Origin of the sequence: Paracoccus halophilus (assembly GCF_000763905.1) — a bacterium.
GTDB lineage: Bacteria > Pseudomonadota > Alphaproteobacteria > Rhodobacterales > Rhodobacteraceae > Paracoccus > Paracoccus halophilus.
Map to the genome: position 1 here is coordinate 152788 of NZ_JRKN01000002.1, position 19896 is coordinate 172683.

A 19896-nucleotide genomic window follows, 5' to 3' on the forward strand; every position below is an offset into this window, starting at 1 on the left:
TCCTCCGGTCAGTCGTAATGCGCCGGGCGGGCCGGCAGTGAGATCGGCACGATCCGGCCGCTTTCCTGCGCCTCGACGCAGGCATCCGAGGTGATCGCGGCGACATAGCCGTCCCAGGCGGTGGGACCGGCGGCGGTGCCGCGCGCGGCGGCCTGGATGAAATCGGCCAGCTCGACATCGTAGCTGTCGATGAAGCGCTGCTTCCAGTCGACAAGGATATCGCTTTGCAGCCGCGCCTCGCGGCGCATGGCGATGGTCATCGGTTCGGGCAGGTTCGCCAGCCCCTCCTCGCCGACCACCTGGCACTGGATATCATAGCCATACTGGCAGTTCACGAAGACCTCGACATCGATGCGGACCCCCTTTTTCGTCTCGAGCAGGACGATCTGCGGATCGGCAAGCCGGGCATGGGCATGCCGCGACTTGCGCGGAAACACGACCTGCGCCGAGACGTAATCGTCGTCCAGCAGCCAGCGCAGCACGTCGATTTCATGGATCAGCGTATCATGGATCGCCATCGGCGTGAGATAGCTTTCCGGCACGGACTGGTTGCGATGGGCGGCGTGGACCATCAGCGGCGTGCCGATCTGTCTGTCCACTACCTGTTTCAGCATCCGGTAGCCGGCATCGTAGCGGCGCATGAATCCGACCTGCACCAGACGCCTGCCATGCGCGGCCTCGGCCTCAACGATGCGCAGCGCGGCTTCGGCGGTGGTGGCCAGCGGCTTTTCGCAAAAGACCGGCTTGCCGGCGGCGATGGCGGCCAGCACATAGGCTTCATGCGTGGCCCCGGTCGAGCAGACCAGAACCGCATCGACATCGGCCGAAGCGATCAGATCCTCGCCCCTGTCATGGAGTTTCGCCCCGGGCGCGAGATCGGCCTGCACCGCGCGCGCCGCATCGGGGCTGTAGTCGCTGAGTGCGACCACCTCGGCCCCGGACAGCACCTGGTTTATGCGCCGCGTGTGATCGCGGCCGATCATTCCGGTGCCGATGACACCAATTCTGACGGTCATTGCGCTTTCCTCACTTGAAGTATTGATCGACATAGCGCTGCATCTCGCGGCGCATGAATTTGCCGCTTTCGTCGGCCTTTTCTTCCCAGGCAAAGACGCAGGCGGTCATCACGCCGTCAAAGCCTATCTCGGCCAGCGTGCGGTAGAAATCGTCCCAGGGCACCTCGCCCTGGCCGATGTTCAGATGCTGGTGCACCCGCGCCTGCGATCCCGGCGGGTTGATGATATAGCGCAAGCCCGAAGACGCCTTGTGGTTGAACGTGTCGGCGATATGGACATGGGCCAGAACATCCGCGCTTTCACGCAGCATCGCCGCAGTGTCGTCGCCGAAATAGAAGGTATGCGGCGTGCAATAGAGAAACTTGACGCGCGGGCTGTTCACCGTGCGGATCAGGTCCAGCGAGGGCTGCAGCGACTCGGTCCAGTCCTCGGGGTGCGGCTCGATATTGAGGTTGATCCCCTCGCGCTCGAGGATCGGCACCAGCTCCTCGATCGAGCGCCACCAGGCATCCTCGCAGGCCTCGATCATCGAGCCGGTGTGACAGCAATAGCAGGACCCCTTGTCAGGATGCGGGCCGCGGCCGAATTCGCTGTTCATCGTGTCGACGCCCAGTTCCACGGCGATCTCGATGGCGCGTTTCCAGTGGCGGATGGCGGCGCGGCGCTCATCCTCGTCGTTCGAGGCCCAGCGATACATCGGCAACAGGCTGGCGATGCCGACATTGGCGTCGGAAAGCGCCTTTCTGAGCGATTTCACCCGGTCCGGGAAGACGCGCGGCGCCTTGAACCATTCCAGAAAGTCGGCGCGCGGGCTGAGTTCGATCCACTCATAGCCCAGTTCCGCCACCTTCGAGGGCAGGTCTTCCAGTGGCAGGTGGCGATGCATAAACGGGTCGAGGGCGATTTTCATGGGATCATTCCTGTTCTCGGGCCAACCGGCGGCGGCCGGCGCCAGCTATTGTCATGATGGGTCGGTTTTCCGCAGGTGGCGCGGCGGGGGACAGGCCGCCGCACCGTTTGCGCGTCAGGTCTTCTTGCCGCGCTTCTGCTGGCGGTAGGTATCGGCGACCACGGCGGCGACGATGATGACGCCCTTGATCATCTCCTGGTAATAGGCGTCCAGCCGCAGGAAGGTGAAACCCGAGATGATGACGCCAAAGATCACCATGCCGATCGAGGTGCCGATGATCGAGCCGCGCCCGCCGGTCAGCGAGGTGCCGCCGATCACCGCCATGGCGATGGCATCGAGCTCGTACATCATGCCCATGCCCGCCTGCGCGGTCTGCCCCCGCGCCGCGACCACGATTCCGGCCAGCGCGGCCAGGACGGCGGCGATCACATAGACCTTGACCAGATGGCGCTCGACATTGATGCCGGACACGCGGGCGGCCTGGGCATTGGCGCCGATGGCATAGGTGAACTTGCCATAGCGGGTGTATTTCATCGCGACGTGAAAGATGACCGCGACCAGCAGAAAGATCATGACCGGCGCCATGCCCGCGCCCAGCGAGGCAAAGCTGTCGGTCGGAAAGCTGACCGGCTGGCCCTTGGTGTACCACTTGGCAAAGCCGCGCGCCGTCACCATCATGCCCAGCGTCGCGATGAAGGGCGGGATCCGGGTATAGGCGATCAGCCAGCCGTTGACGAAGCCGGCCAGAGCGCCGCAGAGCAGGCCGACCAGCAGCGGCACCACGACCGGCAGGCCGGTCAGCGCCGGATAGATCGCGCGCTCATAGCCCGCGGCCTGCGCCAGGCTCATCGAGACCATGGCGACCGCGCCGACGACCGAGCCCGAGGACAGGTCGATGCCCCCCGAAATGATGACCTGCGTCACCCCCACGGCGATGATGCCGATGACCGAGACCTGCAGGATCATGATCTTCAGCCGGCCGACATTGCCCAGAAACGACTGGCCCTGAAATATCCAGCCGAGGATTTCAAAGACAAGGGCGATGCCGACCAGCACCAGCAGGATATTCAGCTCGGGCGGGAGCTTGCGATGCGCCCGGGCGGCCGGTCTTTCGATATTGGTATCTTGCGTTGCCATGATATCTTCTCCTCCGGATTGTCTTGCGCCGGTCATTTGGCCGCCAGTTCCATGACCCGGACCTGATCGGCCTCGGACCGGTCAAGAAAGCCGCTGACATGGCCCTCGTGCATGACCATGATGCGGTCGGACATGCCCAGCACCTCGGGCAGTTCCGAGGAAATCATCAGAACCGCGACGCCCTGCCCGGCCAGCTGCGTGATCAGCCGGTGAATTTCCGCTTTCGCGCCGACATCGATGCCGCGCGTGGGCTCGTCCAGGATCAGGATGCCGGGTTCGGTCAGCAGCCAGCGCGCGATCAGCAGCTTCTGCTGGTTGCCGCCCGACAGGTTGGCCACCGTCTCGGCCAGGTTCGGCGTCTTGACGCGCAGTTTCGCGGCATATTCCTCGGCCAGGCGGTTGACCTCGCGCTGGTTGACAAAGCCGCGATTGTCGACCTTGCCGGTGGTGAGCAGCGCGACCTGGATATTCTCGATACAGTCGAGATCGAGAAAGCAGCCGGTTTCCTTGCGATCCTCGGTCAGGAAGGCCATGCCGTGGCGCATCGCGACCGAGGGCGAGGTCACCGCGACCTTTTCGCCCGATATGCGGATCTCGCCCGAAACGGCGGGCGTGACGCCGAATATCGCCTCGGCCACGTTCGAGCGGCCCGAGCCGACCAGCCCCGCCACGCCAAGGATCTCGCCCCGGCGCAGATCGAAGCTGACATCGTGGAACACGCCCGGCAGGGCCAGGTTCCTGACCTCGAGGATGGTCTCGCCGATCTCGCAGGGAACCTTGGGGAACATGTCGGTGATCTCGCGGCCGACCATCATCCTGATGATATCGTCCCGGGTCACGTCGCTGGCGGCCACGGTGGCGATATACCTGCCGTCGCGGAACACGGTCAGTTCATCCGCGATCTCGAAAAGCTCGCTCATCTTGTGAGTGATGTAGACGATGCCGACACCCTTGGCGCGCAGGTCGCGGATGATGCGGAACAGGTGCTCGACCTCGGTTTCGGTGATGGCGCTGGTCGGCTCGTCCATGATCAGGACGTCGGAATTGAAGCTGACCGCCTTGGCGATCTCGACCATCTGCTTTTGCGCCACGGTCAGATCGCCGACCATGCCGGCCGGGTCCAGCCGGATGCCCAGATCGTCGAACAGCGCCCGCGTCATGCGGCGCATCTCGCCATGGTCGATCAGCCCCATGCCGCTTTTGGGTTCGCGGCCGATCCAGATATTCTCGGCCACGGTCATGGTGTTCATCAGGTTCAGTTCCTGATGGATCATCGCGATGCCGCAATTCAGCGCGTCGATCGGCGTGCGGATCTCCAGCCGGCGCCCGGCAAAGCGCACCTCGCCGCGATCCGGGTTATAGACGCCGGCGATGATCTTCATCAGCGTGGACTTGCCGGCGCCATTCTCGCCCATCAGGGCATGGACCGTGCCCGGCCGGATCTTCAGCTGTACATCGTCCAGCGCCACGACGCCGGGAAATTCCTTGCGGACGTGATCCACCTCGAGGATGAATTCGCCCTCGAAGACACCGCGCGCATTCGCGCCCTGGCCGTCAAGCATGGTCCTCTCCTCCTGTCGATGCGGGGCGACACCGGGCGGCCTCGCCCGGTGCCCGAGCCGCGCGCCCTATTTGTAATCGGCAAGGTTGGCGGGGGTGACGAGTTCAAAGGGCACATAGACCTGCCGCTCGCTCGGCTCGCCCCGGACCAGCTTCAGCGCGGTATCGACCGCCCCCTGCCCCTGACCCGCCGCGTTCTGGAATACGGTGACGTCCAGATCCCCGGCCTCCATCGCGGCCAGCGCGTCGGCCGTGGCATCGACGCCGCCGATCACCACCTGATCCATCGGGATGCCGGCGGTCTTCAGCGCCTGGATCGCTCCGATCGCCATTTCGTCATTGTTCGAGATCACGGCATCGAATTCCACGCCGGCCGACAGCCAGTTGGTCATCAGGTCCATCCCCTGCGTGCGCATCCACATCGCGGTCTGCTCCTCGACGATCTCGATGAAGCCGCATTCCTCGGTGGCGATCACGTCCTTGATGTCCTGGGTACGCACCCGCGCCGCCTGGTTCGACAATTCACCCATCATCACCACGGCCCGGGCGCCGTCGCCCTTGCCCTGCTCTTTCAGCAGCCGGCAGATCTCCTGTGTCTCGAGCGTGCCGGATTCCCGTTCGTCCGAGGCGACAAAGGCCTGATTTTCCGGCAGGCTGTCCAGGTTCACCGGCTGGCGGTTCACATAGACCAGCGGAATGCCGGCATCGGCGGCGGCGTTCGACATGGCGATGGTGGCATCGGTATCGACCGGGTTCACGATGATCGCATCGACGCCCGAGGCGACAAAGTTCTGGATCTGGTTCAGCTGCTTTCCGACATCGTTCTGGGCATCCTCAATCTGCAGCGTCACATCGCCAAGGCTCTCGGCATGGGACAGCATGCCGTTGCGCAGCACGGTCAGAAAATTGTCGTCGAACAGGGCCATCGACACGCCGATATTCTCGGCCGAGGCCGATCCGGCGACGGCCAGGGTCATGGCGCTGGTGATCAGGAAATTCTTCATTCAGGCTTCCTCCTCTTTCGGCGCGCGATGGCGCCAGTCACATCCCGGGACCGCTGCCGCGGACAGACCTCCCCCGTCCGCCAAAGCGGTGCGTTGCGTTCCGGCATTCCTCGCGATTTGCCGCCGGGGTCTCCTGCTCCCGGTGCTGCGCCACAATTCCCGATCGGCGGTTTTCGGTCAACTGTTAGCGTTGCCAGAAGCCATCATTCATGATGCATTTTGACATGGCGGATGATGTTATTGCATCATGAATTCGCTCTCGGGCGTCCATATCTCGGCGGGAAAGAAGCGCTGTCCGGGCGTCTCGGCCATGCCTTTCTCGGAGGTGGCGATCATCAGCGCGATCAGGTCGGCGGCAAGCTGGCGCACGGGCGTCGCCAGCACCACGCTGACGCTTTGATCCTGCAAGCCGGACTGGGATTCCGGCGTCAGCTCATTGACGATCAGCACCAGCCGGGACCCGGCGCGGCTTTCGCGCACCGCCTGAATCGCCCCCTCCATGCCGCCGCCCGCGACATATATTCCCGTCAGATCCTCGTGCTGCGCGATCAGTTTCATCGTCGCCTGATAGGTCAGTTCGCGCGTCTCCAGATTGATCTGCGTATCCAGCAGATGGAATTCGGGGGCGGCATCGCGAAAATAGCTGCGAAACCCGGTTTCGCGCAGTTCGTGCCCGTGAAAGCGCGGGCCGCCGACGAACAGCCCGACCTTGCCCGGCTGACCCGCCAGACGCGAGATGAACCAGCCCGCGATGCGGCCCATCTTGAGGTTGTTCGTGCCGAAATAGCTTTCCCGCACGCCCTGCGCGAAGTCCGAGAGCAGGGCATAGACCGGCACGCCCGCCGCGCGCAGATCCTGCACGGCCTGGGTGACAAGGTGATGATCAAGCCCGGTGGCCGCGACCGCATCCGCGCGCCCCCGGAAGCCGCGCAGGATTTCGGCCAGTTCATCGGGACGGGCGCCTTCCAGAAAGCGCACGGTCAACTGGACGCGGCGCTGATGGCAGGCGCGGGCCTGCGCTTCGAACACCCGCAGCACCTCCTGATAGAACGCATGGCGCGGCTTTTGCAGCACCAGCCCCAGACGGAACAGCGGCTTGTCGGCCAGCAGCCGGTGACGGATCGCATTGGCGCCGTGATAGCCGATTTCCTCGGCCGCCTCATGCACGCGCCGCACGGTTTCCTCGCGCACATTCAGACGCCCGTTCAGGACGCGGTCCACGGTCGCGGTGCTGAGACCGGCGGTTCTGGCAAGATCGGCAATGGTCGGTCGTTTCATGTCGGGATCGCATCGTAAATGATGTGAAACTATCACCGGCCGGACCGGATCTTGCAAGCGGACAGGGCGGTATTCACGTCATCACCCGGGAACCGAGCCCCAACCGCCGCCGGTTGCTGCGGCAGCCCGGCTGCATGCGGTTCCGCACGAGAACCCGCATCCGGAGGCAGGCCGGGCGGTCGATACAGCGCCGATGCCGGTGCAGATTTTCCTGCCCGGAAGCCTCTGACCCGGTCCCGCCGGCTGGACGGACAGTCGGCGCCCGGCTAAGCATGGCGCAAGAACCGAGCAGGAAATCCGTTCATGACCGATAGCTTGTTGATGTTGATCGCCGGTTTTTTCGGCGGGATGCTGAATGCCGTCGCCGGCGGCGGCACCTTCATCACCTTTCCGGCGCTGGTCGCCAGCGGCGTGCCGGTGGTCACGGCGAATGCGACCAGCACGGTCGCGGCCCTGCCCGGCTATCTGGCCGCCGCCATCGGGTTTCGCCGCGACATCGGCCAGATCGAGCGGCGGCTGATCGTCAAGACCAGCCTCTGGACGCTGTTCGGCGGCACCATCGGGTCCTGCCTGCTGCTGGTATCCTCGAACGAGGCCTTCGCGCTTCTGGTGCCGTTCCTGCTGCTGGCGGCGACCTCGGTCTTTATCTGGGGGGCGCGGGTGCGGGAATGGGCCGCGCAATATCGCAGCATGGTCGTGCCCTTCGGCGCCGGCACCATGATCCCGGTGGCGATCTATGGCGGCTATTTCAATGGCGGGCTGGGCATCGTGCTCTTGGCACTGTTCGCGCTGTGGGGGATGATCGACCTGAACGCGATGAACGGGCTGAAAAGCTGGCTGTCCTTTGCCCTGTCGATGATCTCCTTCGCGATCTTCGCCATCGGCGGGCAGATCGCCTGGTGGCCGGCCGCGGTAATGAGCATCGGCACCATCATGGGCGGCTATCTGGGCGCGCCGGTGGCGCGGCGCATCCCGGTGCCGGCGCTTCGGGCATTGATCGCGGCCATCGGCTTTGGCATGACGGCACTGTTCTTCTGGCGGCTGTTCTGATCTCCGCCCAACCCGAAAGGAACCCCATGTCCCAGATCACCCGAATCGAGACCGGCGCCCGCATGAGCCAGGCGGTCATCCATAACGGCATCGTCCATCTGGCCGGCCAGGTCGGCACGCCGGGCACGCCGGTCGCGGACCAGACCCGCGAGGTGCTGGCCAAAATCGAGCGCCTGCTGGCCGAGGCCGGTTCCGACAAGACCCGCATCCTTTCGGCCCAGATCTGGATGGCCGATATGGTGGCCGATTTCGCCACCATGAACGAGGTCTGGGACGCCTGGGTGCCGGCCGGTCACGCCCCCGCCCGCGCCACCGGCGAATCGGCCCTGGCGACGCCCGGGCACAAGGTCGAGATCATCGTGGTCGCGGCGCAGAACTGAGCGCGCCCAGCACCGAACGCGCGGCGCGCAGGCCCGGAGCCTCGCCGCCGCGCCCCAGCCGCTCCATCGTCAGGTTCATGGCGGCAAGCTGCGCGCCGCGATCCTCGGGGTGCTCGATCAGGCAGAACAGCGCCTGCGACATCGGGCCGGGATCGCAGTCGCGGCCCAGGAATTCCGGCACCGCATGGGTTTCGCTGACCAGATTCACCAGCGTCACCGTATCGGTTTTCAGCATCATCCGGATGATCAGCCGGCTCAGCGGCGCCACGTCATAGCCGATCACCATCGGCACGTTATTGGCCGCCAGATCCAGACTGACCGTCCCCGAGGCCGCCAGCGCCAGATCGGCGGCGGCGAATGCCGCGCGCTTTTCCTGCGCATTCTCGACCACCACCGGCGCGGACGGCCAGCGCTTCGCCATGTCCCGCACCAGCCCCGAGACCCCGCGCACGGTGGGAATCGCCACCCGCACCTCGGGCACGCGGTCGCGCAGGCGCATCAGGGCCTCGTCGAAGCGCGGGCCAAGACGCGAGACCTCGGTCCGGCGCGAGCCGGGCAGACACAGGATCAGCGGCGCCGCCGGGTCGATGTCATGGGCGGCACGGAAGGCCTGCGCCTCGGCCATGCCGGCCACCGGCTCCGAGACGATCGGATGGCCGACGAAATCGCAGCTCATGCCGGCGGCGCGCATCAGCGGCGGCTCAAAGGGCAGGATCGCCAGCACGTGATCGACGACGCGCGCCATTTTCCGCGCCCGCCCCGCCCGCCATGCCCAGACCGACGGCGCCACATAGTGAATCGTGCGCAACCCGGGCCAAAGCGCGCGCGCGGCATGGGCGACGCGCAGGCAGAAGTCGGGGCTGTCGATGGTGATCAGCGCATCGGGTTTTGCATCGGCAATCGCCTCGGCGGTTTCGCGGATCCGCGCCTTGAGCGCGCGGTATTTCGGCAGCACCTCCCAGATGCCCATGAGGCTGAGCTCTTCCATCGGAAAGCGGCTTTCCAGCCCCTGCCCGGCCATCGCCGGGCCCCCGATACCGATGAACGCGCTGCCCGGCGCCAGTTCGCGCAGCCCGGCCATCAGCGCGGCGCCCAGATTGTCGCCCGAGGGTTCGCCCGCGATCAGAAAGAGCTTCATCCGCATATCTCCTTCGGCGCATGCAGGAAGGAAACGGCCCGGCACGCGGGCGCGTTCCCCTTATCCTATGCCCGGGCCCAAAGAAACAGACCCGCCTCGCGCGCGGCGGCCACGGCCTTTTCGCGTTCGAGCAGGATGACGCCGCCGGCTTCCCAGACGATGCCGCCCAGGCCCGCCGCGGCGACCTGCGCGACCGTATCCGGGCCGATCGTGGGCAGGTCGATACGCCGGTCCTGCCCCGGCTTGGGCGCCTTGTAAAGCAGCCCCCGCGCGCCTTTGGGATCGGGTTTCAGCCCGGCATGCAGCGCCGCGAATTCCAGCATCGCCTGCGTGCCGGGCAATGCCTCGACGGCCAGGCAAAGCCCCTGCGCGACCACCGCGCCCTGGCCGATATCCAGCGGGCCAAGCGCGCGGACGATCGCGGCGGCGCGGGCCGCGTCCTTGTGATCACGGGGGCCGGGCTCGCCGGCCAGAACGCCCTCGCCCGGAACCAGATCGGGCAGGACCTGATCGACGGAAAGGATGTGCAGCCCGCTTTCCTCGAACACATCGAGCACGGCGCGCAAGGCCGCGTCATCGCCCGATTGCATGCCCATCAGAATGCGCGGCACGATGGTCATGGTGCGGGCGTCGAACAGTTCCGGCTCGATCCGGGGGCGGCGGATGGCACCGGCAAAGACCACCTGGGTGACGCCCTGATCCAGCAATTCGTCCAGAAAGGGCACCAGCCGCTCGAGCCGGAACGGGCGCGCCTCAACCCGGGGATTCAGGCTGTCCAGCGCATAGATCAGCGGATTGTCGAGCGCGGCGGCGATGGCCGGGGCCAGCCTGCCCTCGCCCGCGATCAGGGCGATGCGACTCATGCTTGCGACCTCATGGTTGCGGCGCCAGGAAGCTGCGATCCGACGGCCCGAGGATGAAATCCAGAACCTCGCGCACCAGGGGATCCTGCGTGCCCGTCGCCAGATGGCGGGCGGTGTCGCGGAAACTGCCCCGGCCCAGTTGCGACAGCATGTCGCGCAGGGCGTGGATCTCGTCGCGAGAGGCGCCGCGGCGCTTCAGCCCGACAAGGTTCAGCCCGTCCAGATGGCCGCGCGGCCCCTGCACGAGGCCAAAGGGAATGACATCCGCGGTCACCATGGTGACCGCGCCGATCATCGCGCCGCGCCCGATGCGCACCCATTGATGCACGCCCGACAACCCGCCCACGATCACGTCGTCTTCCAGAATGCAATGTCCCGCGACCGAGGCATTGTTGACCAGGATCACCCGGTTTCCGATCCGGCAATCATGGGCGACATGGCTGCCGGCCATGAACAGCCCGTCATCGCCGACGCGGGTGACGCCGCCGCCGCCCTCGGTGCCCGGGTTCATCGTGACATATTCGCGGATACGGTTGCGCGCGCCGATCTCCAGCCGCACGCGTTCGCCCCGGAATTTCAGATCCTGCGGCACCTCGCCGATCGAGGCAAAGGGGAAAACGGTGGTTTCCTCGCCGATCGAGGTTTCGCCGGTCACCACGACATGGGATTTCAGCACCACGCCCCGGGCCAGCGCGACCTGCGGACCGACGACGCAAAACGGGCCGATTTCGCAGCCGTCGCCGATCCGGGCGCCGGGCTCGATCACGGCCGAGGGGTGGATATTCGCGGACATCTCAGCCCCGGTTCAGCATGGCCATGATCTCGGCCTCGGCGGCCAGTTCGCCATCGACGATGGCGCGGCCCTCGAACTTCCAGACCTTGCCACCGCCGCGCAGGGTCTTCATGTGCAGCTCGAGCACATCGCCCGGCACCACCTTGCGGCGAAAACGGCATTTGTCGATCGACATGAAATAGGTGCCCATCCCCTTGCCGGCCAGATCCAGGCTGACCCCGACCAGAACGGCGGCGGCCTGCGCCATCGCCTCGATGATCAGAACGCCGGGCATGACGGGCTCCTGCGGGAAATGCCCCTCGAAATGCGGCTCGTTCGAGGTGACGTTCTTGATGCCCACGCAGCTTTCGCCGGGCACGATGTCACGCACCTTGTCCACCAGCAGTAAGGGATAGCGATGCGGCAGGATCTGCTTGATCTGGCCCAGATCGACTTCGGTCGGTGGGGTATAGGCGGTCTCGTCGGCAGCCATGCGGGTTCCCTCGTGCAGTCTTTTCATGTGCCTAGCAACGGGGCGGCAGCTTGGCAAGATTCGCGAAGGCGCGCGGCTCCGGCAGCTAGGCCGCGCGGCGCGGCCAGCCGCGCCCCTCGGCCAGCCAGCCGGCCAGCCCCAGTCCCGCGATCAGCGCGAGCCAGCCCCAGCCCGGCAGCAGCGGCCGATGCGTCATGCCGCTGACCGTCGCGGCGTCGCGCGGCGTGATGCCGATCCATTCGCCACCGACACCCTGACCATGGGCCGGGCGCCCCTCGCGGACCGTGCGCAGGCGCGGAATGCCGTCGGACAGGCGCACCACTCCGCCGTGCGTGGCCTCGACCAGCGGCGCGAATGCCTCGGCCGAGGCCACGGTTTCCTCGAATTCGCGCGGCGAGGCCGGGCCAAGCGCGATGACCCGCGTGATCTGGTCATCGGCGAAACGGTAGAGCCCCGGCCCCGGCGCGGTCCAGCGCGCGGTGAACCGGCCCGGACCGGCCTGGGCCAGGGGCAGCATCTCGGTCTTGCCCCCGGGCAGGGTGATGGTGAGCGGACCGGCCGCCGCGTCCAGCGTCCGGCGGGTCAGCGTGACGGTCAGCCCGTCCGAGACATCGGCGGTCAGGGCCTCTTCCTCAAGCTCGGGCTCCTTCATCGACCAATGCGCGATGCGGCGCAGCAATTCCAGCTGCGGCCCGCCGCCCTCGAAACCGCGACCCCAGAGCCAGACCTGATCCGAGGTCAGCATCGCCACCCGCCCCTCGCCCACCCGGTCAAGGACCAGCAGCGGCTCGTCATTGGCGCCGGTCATCACGACCTGCGCGCGCGGATTGGGCACCACCTGCGACATGCGCAGCCAGCGGCCCCAGCTATCCCCGGCCGCGTCCCGCCCGTCGGGCGACGGCGCGCCGGTCAGGCCGGCGGTCACCGGATGGCGCTGCCCCTCCTCGGTCAGGCGGGGCAGGAACGCCCGGTCATAGACGCGCCCGGTCGGCCGCGCGGGCAGGATCCCGCCCAGGGGCGACAGGTTCAGGCTCTCGACCGAGGACATCTCGGGGCCGGCCGCGACCAGCACCGCGCCGCCCTCTTCGACATAGCGGCGGATATTGTCGAAATATTGCGGCATCAGGATGCCGCGCACCCGGTAGCGGTCAAAGATGATCAGGTCGAAATCGTTGATCCGCTGCATGAACAGTTCCTGCGTCGGAAAGGCGATCAGCGACATCTCGTTGACCGGCACGGCATCCATCTTGTCCGGCGGGCGCAGGATGGTGAAATGGATCAGGTCAACATTCGCGTCCGATTTCAACAGGTTGCGCCACGTTCTTTCGCCGGCATGGGGTTCCCCTGACACCAGCAGGACGCGCAGCCGGTCATGCACGCCCTGGATCTGGATCGCGGCGGCATTGTTGCGGTCGGTCAGTTCGGGGCCCGCCGAGACGGGCGCGTCGAATGCGATCGAGACGACGTTCTGCCCGGCATGTTCCGGCGTCACCTGCAATTCCGCCGACAGGCCGGGGGGCAGATCGACGCTTTGCGCGTCATCGCCATCGACCGAGATGCGCAGCCGGGCGGGGCGGTCGGCGATCTCCTCGGGAACGGCGCCCTGATCCTCGATCCGCAGGCGGATGGTGACGGGCTCGCCGATCAGCCCATAGGCCGGGGCTTCCTCGATCACCAGCCGCCGGTCCCAGTCGTCGGGCCGGCCGGTCCGCAGGACATGGACCGGCGCCGGCGCGCCCGCGGGCAGCATCGGCGCGTCATGGGCCAGCCCGTCGGTCACCGCGATGACGCCCGCCACCCGGCTCGCCGGCTCGGCCGCCAGGGCACGGGTCAGGGCGGTGCCCAGCAAGGTGCCATCGGCATCGTCGCCCAGGCTGACGCGGCGGATCTCGGTATCGGGCAGCGCATCGATCTGGCGGGTGACTTCCTCGATGGCGGCATCGGTCTGCGCCGCGCGTCCCGGCAGCGACTGGCTGGCGCTGCGGTCTTCAAGCAGGAGGACGATATCGGGCAGCTTGTTGCGGATGCCCGATTCCAGCGCCGGCCCGGCCAGCGCCGCCGCCGCCGCCAGCCCGGCCAGCCCGCGCCACGGCCAGCCGCGCAGCCCCCGCCACAGCGACCAGGCGGCGATCATGAGGGCCAGCAGGGCGACCGCGCCGACGAACGGCCAGGGCAGCAGCGGATCGAAGCTCAGCGCGTTCACTGGATCACCTCCTCCTGCCGCAGCCGGTCCAGCAGCGCCGGCACATGCACCTGATCGGATTTGTAGTTTCCGGTCAGCACATACATGATCAGGTTGACCCCGAAGCGATAGGCCATCTCGCGCTGGCGCTCGCCCTCGAGGCCCGAGCCGACAGTGAACATCGGCAGGCCGTTTTCATCCATCGCCCATGCCTCGGCCCAGGAATTGCCGCCGATCAGGACCGGCGAGACACCGTCATTGAGGTTGCGAAAGGGCACCCCCTCGCTGGCTGCGGCATCGGCGGGCGGGGCCTCGGCCCAGACCTCGCTGGCCTGATAGCGACCGGGAAAATCCCGGAGCAGATAAAAGGTCCGGGTCAGGACGTGATCGTCAGGCACCGGCGCCAGCGGCGGAATGTCCAGCGGCGCGGCCAGCCTTTGCAGCGCCGCCGCCCCGTCCGGCCCGCCGAGCCCCGCGATGTCGCCGTCGCGGGTGTCGAACAGGATCATGCCGCCGGAACGCAGGAACTTGTTCAGCCGCAGATAGGCCTGCGGCGTGGGCGCGGGCTGATCGTCGCTGACCGGCCAGTAGAGAAAGGTCAGCAGCGACAGATCGTCCCGGTCCAGATCGATGCCGATCGGCTCGCCCGGCTCGACGGTGGTGCGCGCGGTCAACACCCGCGAGATGCCGCGCAGCCCGGCCAGCGAGGTCTCGTCGATCCGGGAATCGCCGGTCAGGACGTAGGCCAGCGCCACCTCGTCGGCGGCGCGGATCAGGCGCGGATCGGGATCTTCCTGCGCCCGGGCCAGCGCGGCCCACAGGATTGCGGCCAGAATCAGCAGGATCCTCATGCCGTGGCCCCCCTGCGTCTGCGGGATGCAGCACTGCGCCCGCCCCGCGCCAGCCATGCGCTGCCAAGCGCGTCGAGCGCGAAAAGCGCCGCCGCCAGCGCGATCAGCCAGCCGCGCAGGTCAAGGCCCGGCGCCTGCCCGGCGGCTTCCAGACGCACCGTGGCGGGCCATTCGGCGGGCACCATCGCCCCGCCGGCATTCAGCGCCGCGATCCTTTCGCCGGCGCGATACAGGCCGGCCGGAATGCCCGGCGCCGGCCCCTTGCCGAATTCCGCCGCCGCGACCGGCACCGGATCCTGCGGCGTCGCGGCCCGGCCGAAGCCGTCCAGCAGCTGCTGCGGGATCCAGAACGTATCCTCGTCCGGCGCGGGTTCGGGCAGCTCGGCGCTGGCGCGGGCGGTCTGGATCAGGCGCTGAAGCATCTCGACGAACAACCCCGAGATGGCCAGATTGGACCATTCCGCGTTCGCCGTGGTGTGGAACAGCACGATCTGGCCCTGCCCCAGCGGCGCGCGGGTGACCAGCGGCGTGCCATCGCTGAGCTGCGCCAGCACGCGCTCGGCCAGATCGGGCGCCGGCTCGGCCAGAAGCTGGGCACGCACCGTCGCGTCGCGGGGCACCTCCAGCCCGGCAAAGAGGCCGTCAGCGGCAAAGGGCGCCAGCCGGCGCGGCTCGCCCCAGCTCAGCGCGCCGCCGATATCGCGCCCGCCCTCGCGCAGGATGACCGGCAAGAGCGGCTCCTGACGCAATTCGTCCGAGCCGCCCATGCGCGGCCCGGCAAAGCGGATCAGCAGCCCGCCCTGATCGACCCAGCCGGCCAGCGCATCGCTTTCCGGCAGGCCAAGCTGATCGACCAGCACGATGACATCCGGCGCGGCCTGCAGCACATCGCCCAGGCTGCCCTCGATCAGGTCGGTGCTGGGCGACAGGGCGCGGCGCAGGTAATGCATCGGCGACAGCAGCCGCTGGCCCTCGGTCGCGCGATCGTCGCCCACCAGCGCCACCTTGCGCCGGCGCACGCTGTCATCGGCCAGAACCACCGCGCCGGCGGCGCGCACGCCCTGCAGCTCGAAACGGGTGATCCGGTTGCGCAGCTCGGAAGGCAGGTCGATCGGCACCATGCGCGTGGTGACGCCCGCCTCGGTGATCGGCTCGCCCGGCTCGAGCCGCGCCAGTTCGCGCGCGGTGCCCTGCGGATCAAGCCCGAAGGCCAGCACCGGCGGAGGCGCGGACTGCCCGGTGGCGCGCAGCCGCAGCGCCGGCGCATCGCCCGCGACCAGTTCCAGCGATTGCCGCGCCGCTTCGGGGGGAACCACGGTGACCGCCGCGCGCGCGGCCAGCGCGGAGAGCAGCGCGCCGCGGCGCGGGTGATCCAGCCCGTCGCTGAACCACAGCACCGTCAGCCCCGCTTCGGGCGCCTCGGCCAGAATCTCGCCCGGGTTTTCGGGATAGGCGGTTTCCCAGGGCGCCGGCTGCAAGGCGCGCAGCCGCGAGGCGATCTCGGCTCCCGGGCGAAAGGCCAGCGCACCCTCGGCCCGGCCATCGGCAAAGAGCAGCGCGGCGGGCTGCCCGGCGCCCGTGGCCCGGTCCAGCGCCCGGATGGCGCGGGCCTGACGTTGCGGCCAGTCGGGCGCGGCGGCCCAGCCGCCATCCATGACGATCAGCAACGGCCCCTGCCCGGCCTGATCCGGCACCGGCTTCCAGACCGGCCCGGCAAAGGCCAGGATCAGCGCCGCGATCGCCAGCACGCGCAGGACCAGCAGCCACCAGGGCGTGTGCCGCGCCACCGGATGCGCGTCCTGCAACCCCAGCAGCAGCCGCGTGCCCGCGAAACGCACCAGCTTCGGCGCCGGCGGCATGGCGCGCAGGATCAGCCAGATCACCGGCAGCGCGACCAGCGCGCCAAGGATCCAGGGCGTCAGGAAGCCAAGGGGACCAAGCGTCAGCATCAGCCCTCCAGCACCGTCCAGAGCCACAACAGCGCCTGCGAGGGCGCCGATGCCGTATCATGCGTGCCGAAATGCCAGCCGGCATTCAGCGCCGCGTCGGCCAGCAGCTTGCGGCGTTCGGCCAGGCGCGCCAGATAGGCCGCGCGCAGCCCGCCCGCGTCGCGGGTATCGTGGCAGACCGCCCCGGAAGCCGAGCGGAACAGCACCGCCCCGGACCATGGAAACCCCTCCTCATCGGGGTCCAGAACCTGCAGCAGAGCGCCGCGAATGCCCAGCCCCGCCGCGCGGCGCAGATAGTCCAGAGCCGGCTGCGGATCGCCCAGGAAATCGTCGAACAGGATCACCCGCTGGCCCGGGCGCAGCGCCTGTGCCGGCGGCGCGTCGTCATCGGCCTCCAGCGCCGCGCGCGCGACCAGCGATTGCGCCAGGCGGTCGGCCTGCATGCGCCCCGAACGCGGCGGATCGCCAGCCAGCGCCACGCGCTCGCCCCCGGCCAGCAGCGCCATGGCCAGCGCCAGCGCCAGCAGGTCGGCGCGCTGGCGCTTGGCCGGGCGATTGCCGCCGCCGGAATAGTCCATCCCCGCCGCCGCCGAGACCCAGATCGCAGCCGATTGCGGCACCTCGGCCTCGCGGTCCCGCACGAATTCGCCGTCCGAGCGGGCCGAGCGGCGCCAGTCGATGCTGCGCATCGTGTCGCCGGCGGTCGCCGGACGGTATTGCCAGAAATCCTCGCCGCGCCCGGGCCGGCGCTGGCCATGCGCGCCCGCCATCAGCGCCGCCGCCAGCCGCTCGGCCGAAAGCATCAGCGCCGGCAGCCCGGCCGAGGCGGCCTGCGCACTGGCGCGAAGCTGTTCGGGCGTCACGGTCACGCGGCGGCCCGCATCCGATCGCCCAGAAGACGGTCGATCACGTCCTGGATGCTGTCGCCGCGGGCGCGGGCGGCAAAGCTCAGCGCCATGCGGTGGCGCAGGACGGGGGCGGCCATGGCCTCGACATCCTCGATGGTGGGCGCGAAGCGGCCGTTCAGCGCGGCGCGGGCGCGGGTCACCATGGTCAGCGCCTGCGCGGCGCGCGGCCCGGGGCCCCAGACCAGCGTCTCGGCCATCCATGCCGGGGCCTCGGGGGCGCCGGGCCGGGCGGCGCGGACCAGATCCAGAATCGCGTTCAGCACCGATTCGCCCACCGGCATGCGGCGGATCAGCGCCTGCGCCGCGATCAGGCCGGCCGGATCGAAGACCGCATGGGCCGCGCCGCGTTCGATGCCGGTCGTGGCCAGCAGGATCGCGCGTTCGGTGTCGCGGTCGGGATAGCCCACGTCGATCTGCAGCAGGAAGCGGTCCAGCTGCGCCTCGGGCAGCGGATAGGTGCCCTCCTGCTCGATCGGGTTCTGCGTCGCCAGCACATGGAAGGGGCGGCCCAGCGGGCGATGCTTGCCGGCGATCGTGACCTCGCTTTCCTGCATCGCCTGCAGCAGCGCCGATTGCGTGCGCGGGCTGGCGCGGTTGATCTCGTCCGCCATCAGAAGCTGGGTGAAGACGGGCCCTTCGATAAAGCGAAAGGCGCGGCTGCCATCGGGGCGCACCTCGAGCACCTCGGAGCCCAGGATATCGGCGGGCATCAGGTCCGGCGTGAACTGGATCCGTTCGGTTCCCAGCCCCAGCACGGTGGCCAGCGTATCGACCAGCATGGTCTTGCCCAGGCCGGGCTGGCCGACCAGCAGACCATGGCCGCCCGACAGGATCGCCGCGAAGACCTGCTCGACCACAGCGTGCTGGCCGACAAAGCGGCGCTCGACGCTGGCCCGCGCCTCGGCCAGACGCGCGGTCAGCGACTGAACTTCGGATACCAGTTTTTCGTCCTCGACCATGACAACGCCCCAATTCTGATTTACTGAGGACATTAAAGACGGCTATGCCGGGGTCCACAAGAAATGGCGACCAGGAGTGACGAGACTGTGACCGATGCCGCGGGAATCGCCGCCGCTGCCAGCCGCGCGGCCGGCAAGGGGCCGCCGCCCGTGCATCTGTGGGACCCGCCCTTCTGCGGCGATCTGGACATGGAGATCCGCGCCGATGGCAGCTGGTTCTACAATGGCACGCCGATCGGCCGGCCCGAGATGGTGCGGCTTTTCGCCTCGATCCTGAAACGCGAGGGCGACAGCTACTTTCTGGTCACACCGGTCGAGAAAGTCGGCATCCGCGTGATCGATGCGCCATTTATCGCAGTTGATGCCGATCTCGGGGATGATATTCTACTGACCACGAATGTGGGCGACAGGGTGGTCGCCGGGCCGGATCACGCCATCGAGATGCGCGGCACCGAGGATCATCCCAGACCTTACGTTCATATCCGCCGCGGTCTTTGGGCGCTCATCGACCGCAAGACATTTTACCGACTAGCCGATGCGGCTATGCCCGATGAAAGCGGGCGTATGAATGTGCACTCGGGAGGGACGGTCTTTCCTCTGGAGCCGTAACCATGGCACGATTCGCCGCCAACCTGACCTATCTGTTCACCGAACTGCCCATGTTCCAGCGATTCGCCGCCGCCAGGCGCGCGGGTTTCGACGGGGTCGAGATCCTGTTTCCCTATGATCTTGCCGCCAAGGATCTGGCGCGCGCCGCGCAGGGCTCCGACATGCATATCGTGCTGATGAACATGCCGCCGCCCAACTGGGCCGGCGGGCCGCGCGGCTTCGCCGCCGAGCCGGGCAACGAGATGCGGTTCCGCAAGGATTTCGACCGCGCCCTGCTTTACGCGCAGGCGCTGAAGGTCCGGCACCTGCATGTCATGGCCGGCCGGGCCGAGGGCCCCGAGGCCCGCGACACCTATATCCGCAACCTGCGATGGGCGGCCGAGCGCGCGCCCGGGGTCAGCCTGACCATCGAGCCGATGAACGCGGTCGACATGCCCGGCTATTACCTGAACTGCTTCGATCTGGCCTCCGAGATCATCGATGAGGTCGACGCCACCAATCTGGGGCTGCAATTCGACGCCTATCAGGCCCATATGATCCATGGCGACGTGATCGAGACCTGGCACCGCCACGCCCGCAATGTGCGCCATATCCAGATCGCGGGCTGCCCCGGCCGGCACGAGCCGCGCGCCGGCGAAATCGACTATGCGGGGTTTTTCCGCGCCGTCGATGCCGCCGGTTTCAGCGGCTGGGTGGGGGCCGAATACACGCCGCGCACCTCGACCGAGGCCGGGCTGCGCTGGCTGCGCTCGGCCTGAGCAGGGCGCGCGGCGCAAGGCGGCTCGGGTCAGGTTTGAAACACCTCCACCCGGCCCGCCTGCCGCTGCGGGGAAATGG

General features: G+C 67.9%; 19 protein-coding genes. 4 read left to right on the plus strand and 15 right to left on the minus strand.

Annotated elements, in window-relative coordinates; all coding sequences use genetic code 11:
• Positions 1 to 8: 8 nt before the first annotated feature.
• From IT41_RS02045 to IT41_RS02070, 6 genes are all read right to left on the minus strand, one after another.
• Complete coding sequence (locus IT41_RS02045; protein WP_036738393.1) at positions 9 to 1016, minus strand: Gfo/Idh/MocA family protein; 1008 nt, start codon at positions 1014 to 1016, stop codon at positions 9 to 11.
• Between the two features lie 10 nt (positions 1017 to 1026).
• Positions 1027 to 1926, minus strand: coding sequence for a sugar phosphate isomerase/epimerase family protein (locus IT41_RS02050; protein ID WP_036738396.1), 900 nt, complete (start codon positions 1924 to 1926; stop codon positions 1027 to 1029).
• 114 nt (positions 1927 to 2040) lie between these two features.
• Positions 2041 to 3063 carry an ABC transporter permease gene (locus IT41_RS02055; RefSeq protein WP_036738399.1) on the minus strand — a complete coding sequence of 341 codons (1023 nt, stop codon included), beginning with the start codon at positions 3061 to 3063 and terminating at the stop codon, positions 2041 to 2043.
• A 32-nt stretch (positions 3064 to 3095) separates the two neighbouring features.
• A complete protein-coding gene (locus IT41_RS02060; RefSeq protein ID WP_036738401.1) occupies positions 3096 to 4625 on the minus strand; it encodes a sugar ABC transporter ATP-binding protein in 1530 nt (509 codons plus the stop codon).
• A 66-nt stretch (positions 4626 to 4691) separates the two neighbouring features.
• The gene (locus IT41_RS02065) at positions 4692 to 5627 is read right to left on the minus strand and encodes a sugar ABC transporter substrate-binding protein (protein WP_036738403.1); all 936 of its coding nucleotides are present in this window, start codon (positions 5625 to 5627) and stop codon (positions 4692 to 4694) included.
• Between the two features lie 237 nt (positions 5628 to 5864).
• Positions 5865 to 6905 (minus strand): LacI family DNA-binding transcriptional regulator, encoded by a 1041-nt coding sequence (locus IT41_RS02070; protein WP_036738405.1) that lies wholly within the window; start codon positions 6903 to 6905, stop codon positions 5865 to 5867.
• 303 nt (positions 6906 to 7208) lie between these two features.
• Here IT41_RS02070 and IT41_RS02075 point away from each other — a divergent pair, with 303 nt between their 5' ends.
• Positions 7209 to 7955, plus strand: a complete 747-nt coding sequence (locus IT41_RS02075; protein ID WP_036738406.1) for a sulfite exporter TauE/SafE family protein — start codon at positions 7209 to 7211, stop codon at positions 7953 to 7955.
• Positions 7956 to 7981: 26 nt separating this feature from the next.
• Complete coding sequence (locus IT41_RS02080) at positions 7982 to 8335, plus strand: RidA family protein (protein ID WP_036738408.1); 354 nt, start codon at positions 7982 to 7984, stop codon at positions 8333 to 8335.
• Here IT41_RS02080 and lpxB read toward each other — a convergent pair.
• The 9 genes from lpxB to IT41_RS02125 all read right to left on the minus strand — a co-directional run bounded on the left by lpxB (position 8310) and on the right by IT41_RS02125 (position 18450).
• Positions 8310 to 9473, minus strand: a complete 1164-nt coding sequence (gene lpxB / locus IT41_RS02085; protein WP_036738567.1) for a lipid-A-disaccharide synthase — start codon at positions 9471 to 9473, stop codon at positions 8310 to 8312. The two genes, IT41_RS02080 and lpxB, sit on opposite strands and share 26 nt — an antisense overlap.
• A 65-nt stretch (positions 9474 to 9538) precedes the next feature.
• Positions 9539 to 10336 (minus strand): LpxI family protein, encoded by a 798-nt coding sequence (locus IT41_RS02090; protein ID WP_036738410.1) that lies wholly within the window; start codon positions 10334 to 10336, stop codon positions 9539 to 9541.
• 10 nt (positions 10337 to 10346) lie between these two features.
• Positions 10347 to 11129, minus strand: a complete 783-nt coding sequence (lpxA, locus tag IT41_RS02095) for an acyl-ACP--UDP-N-acetylglucosamine O-acyltransferase (RefSeq protein WP_036738412.1) — start codon at positions 11127 to 11129, stop codon at positions 10347 to 10349.
• Position 11130: 1 nt separating this feature from the next.
• Positions 11131 to 11601 (minus strand): 3-hydroxyacyl-ACP dehydratase FabZ, encoded by a 471-nt coding sequence (gene fabZ / locus IT41_RS02100; protein WP_036738570.1) that lies wholly within the window; start codon positions 11599 to 11601, stop codon positions 11131 to 11133.
• Between the two features lie 85 nt (positions 11602 to 11686).
• Complete coding sequence (locus tag IT41_RS02105; RefSeq protein ID WP_036738414.1) at positions 11687 to 13804, minus strand: membrane protein; 2118 nt, start codon at positions 13802 to 13804, stop codon at positions 11687 to 11689.
• Entirely contained in the window at positions 13801 to 14634 is an 834-nt protein-coding gene (locus tag IT41_RS21935) for a DUF4159 domain-containing protein (RefSeq protein WP_331435179.1), read from the minus strand. The genes IT41_RS02105 and IT41_RS21935 overlap by 4 nt, the downstream gene beginning before the upstream one ends.
• The gene (locus tag IT41_RS02115; RefSeq protein WP_331435180.1) at positions 14631 to 16583 is read right to left on the minus strand and encodes a BatA domain-containing protein; all 1953 of its coding nucleotides are present in this window, start codon (positions 16581 to 16583) and stop codon (positions 14631 to 14633) included. Before IT41_RS02115 ends, IT41_RS21935 begins: the two co-directional genes overlap by 4 nt.
• Positions 16583 to 17452 (minus strand): DUF58 domain-containing protein, encoded by an 870-nt coding sequence (locus IT41_RS02120; RefSeq protein ID WP_139221577.1) that lies wholly within the window; start codon positions 17450 to 17452, stop codon positions 16583 to 16585. Before IT41_RS02120 ends, IT41_RS02115 begins: the two co-directional genes overlap by 1 nt.
• Complete coding sequence (locus tag IT41_RS02125; RefSeq protein ID WP_036738417.1) at positions 17449 to 18450, minus strand: AAA family ATPase; 1002 nt, start codon at positions 18448 to 18450, stop codon at positions 17449 to 17451. The genes IT41_RS02120 and IT41_RS02125 overlap by 4 nt, the downstream gene beginning before the upstream one ends.
• A gap of 63 nt (positions 18451 to 18513) precedes the next feature.
• Here IT41_RS02125 and IT41_RS02130 point away from each other — a divergent pair, with 63 nt between their 5' ends.
• Both IT41_RS02130 and IT41_RS02135 read left to right on the plus strand, forming a co-directional pair.
• The gene (locus IT41_RS02130; RefSeq protein WP_036738418.1) at positions 18514 to 19059 is read left to right on the plus strand and encodes a DUF1285 domain-containing protein; all 546 of its coding nucleotides are present in this window, start codon (positions 18514 to 18516) and stop codon (positions 19057 to 19059) included.
• 2 nt (positions 19060 to 19061) lie between these two features.
• Entirely contained in the window at positions 19062 to 19817 is a 756-nt protein-coding gene (locus IT41_RS02135; protein WP_036738420.1) for a hydroxypyruvate isomerase family protein, read from the plus strand.
• The last annotated feature ends 79 nt before the right edge of the window (positions 19818 to 19896 follow it).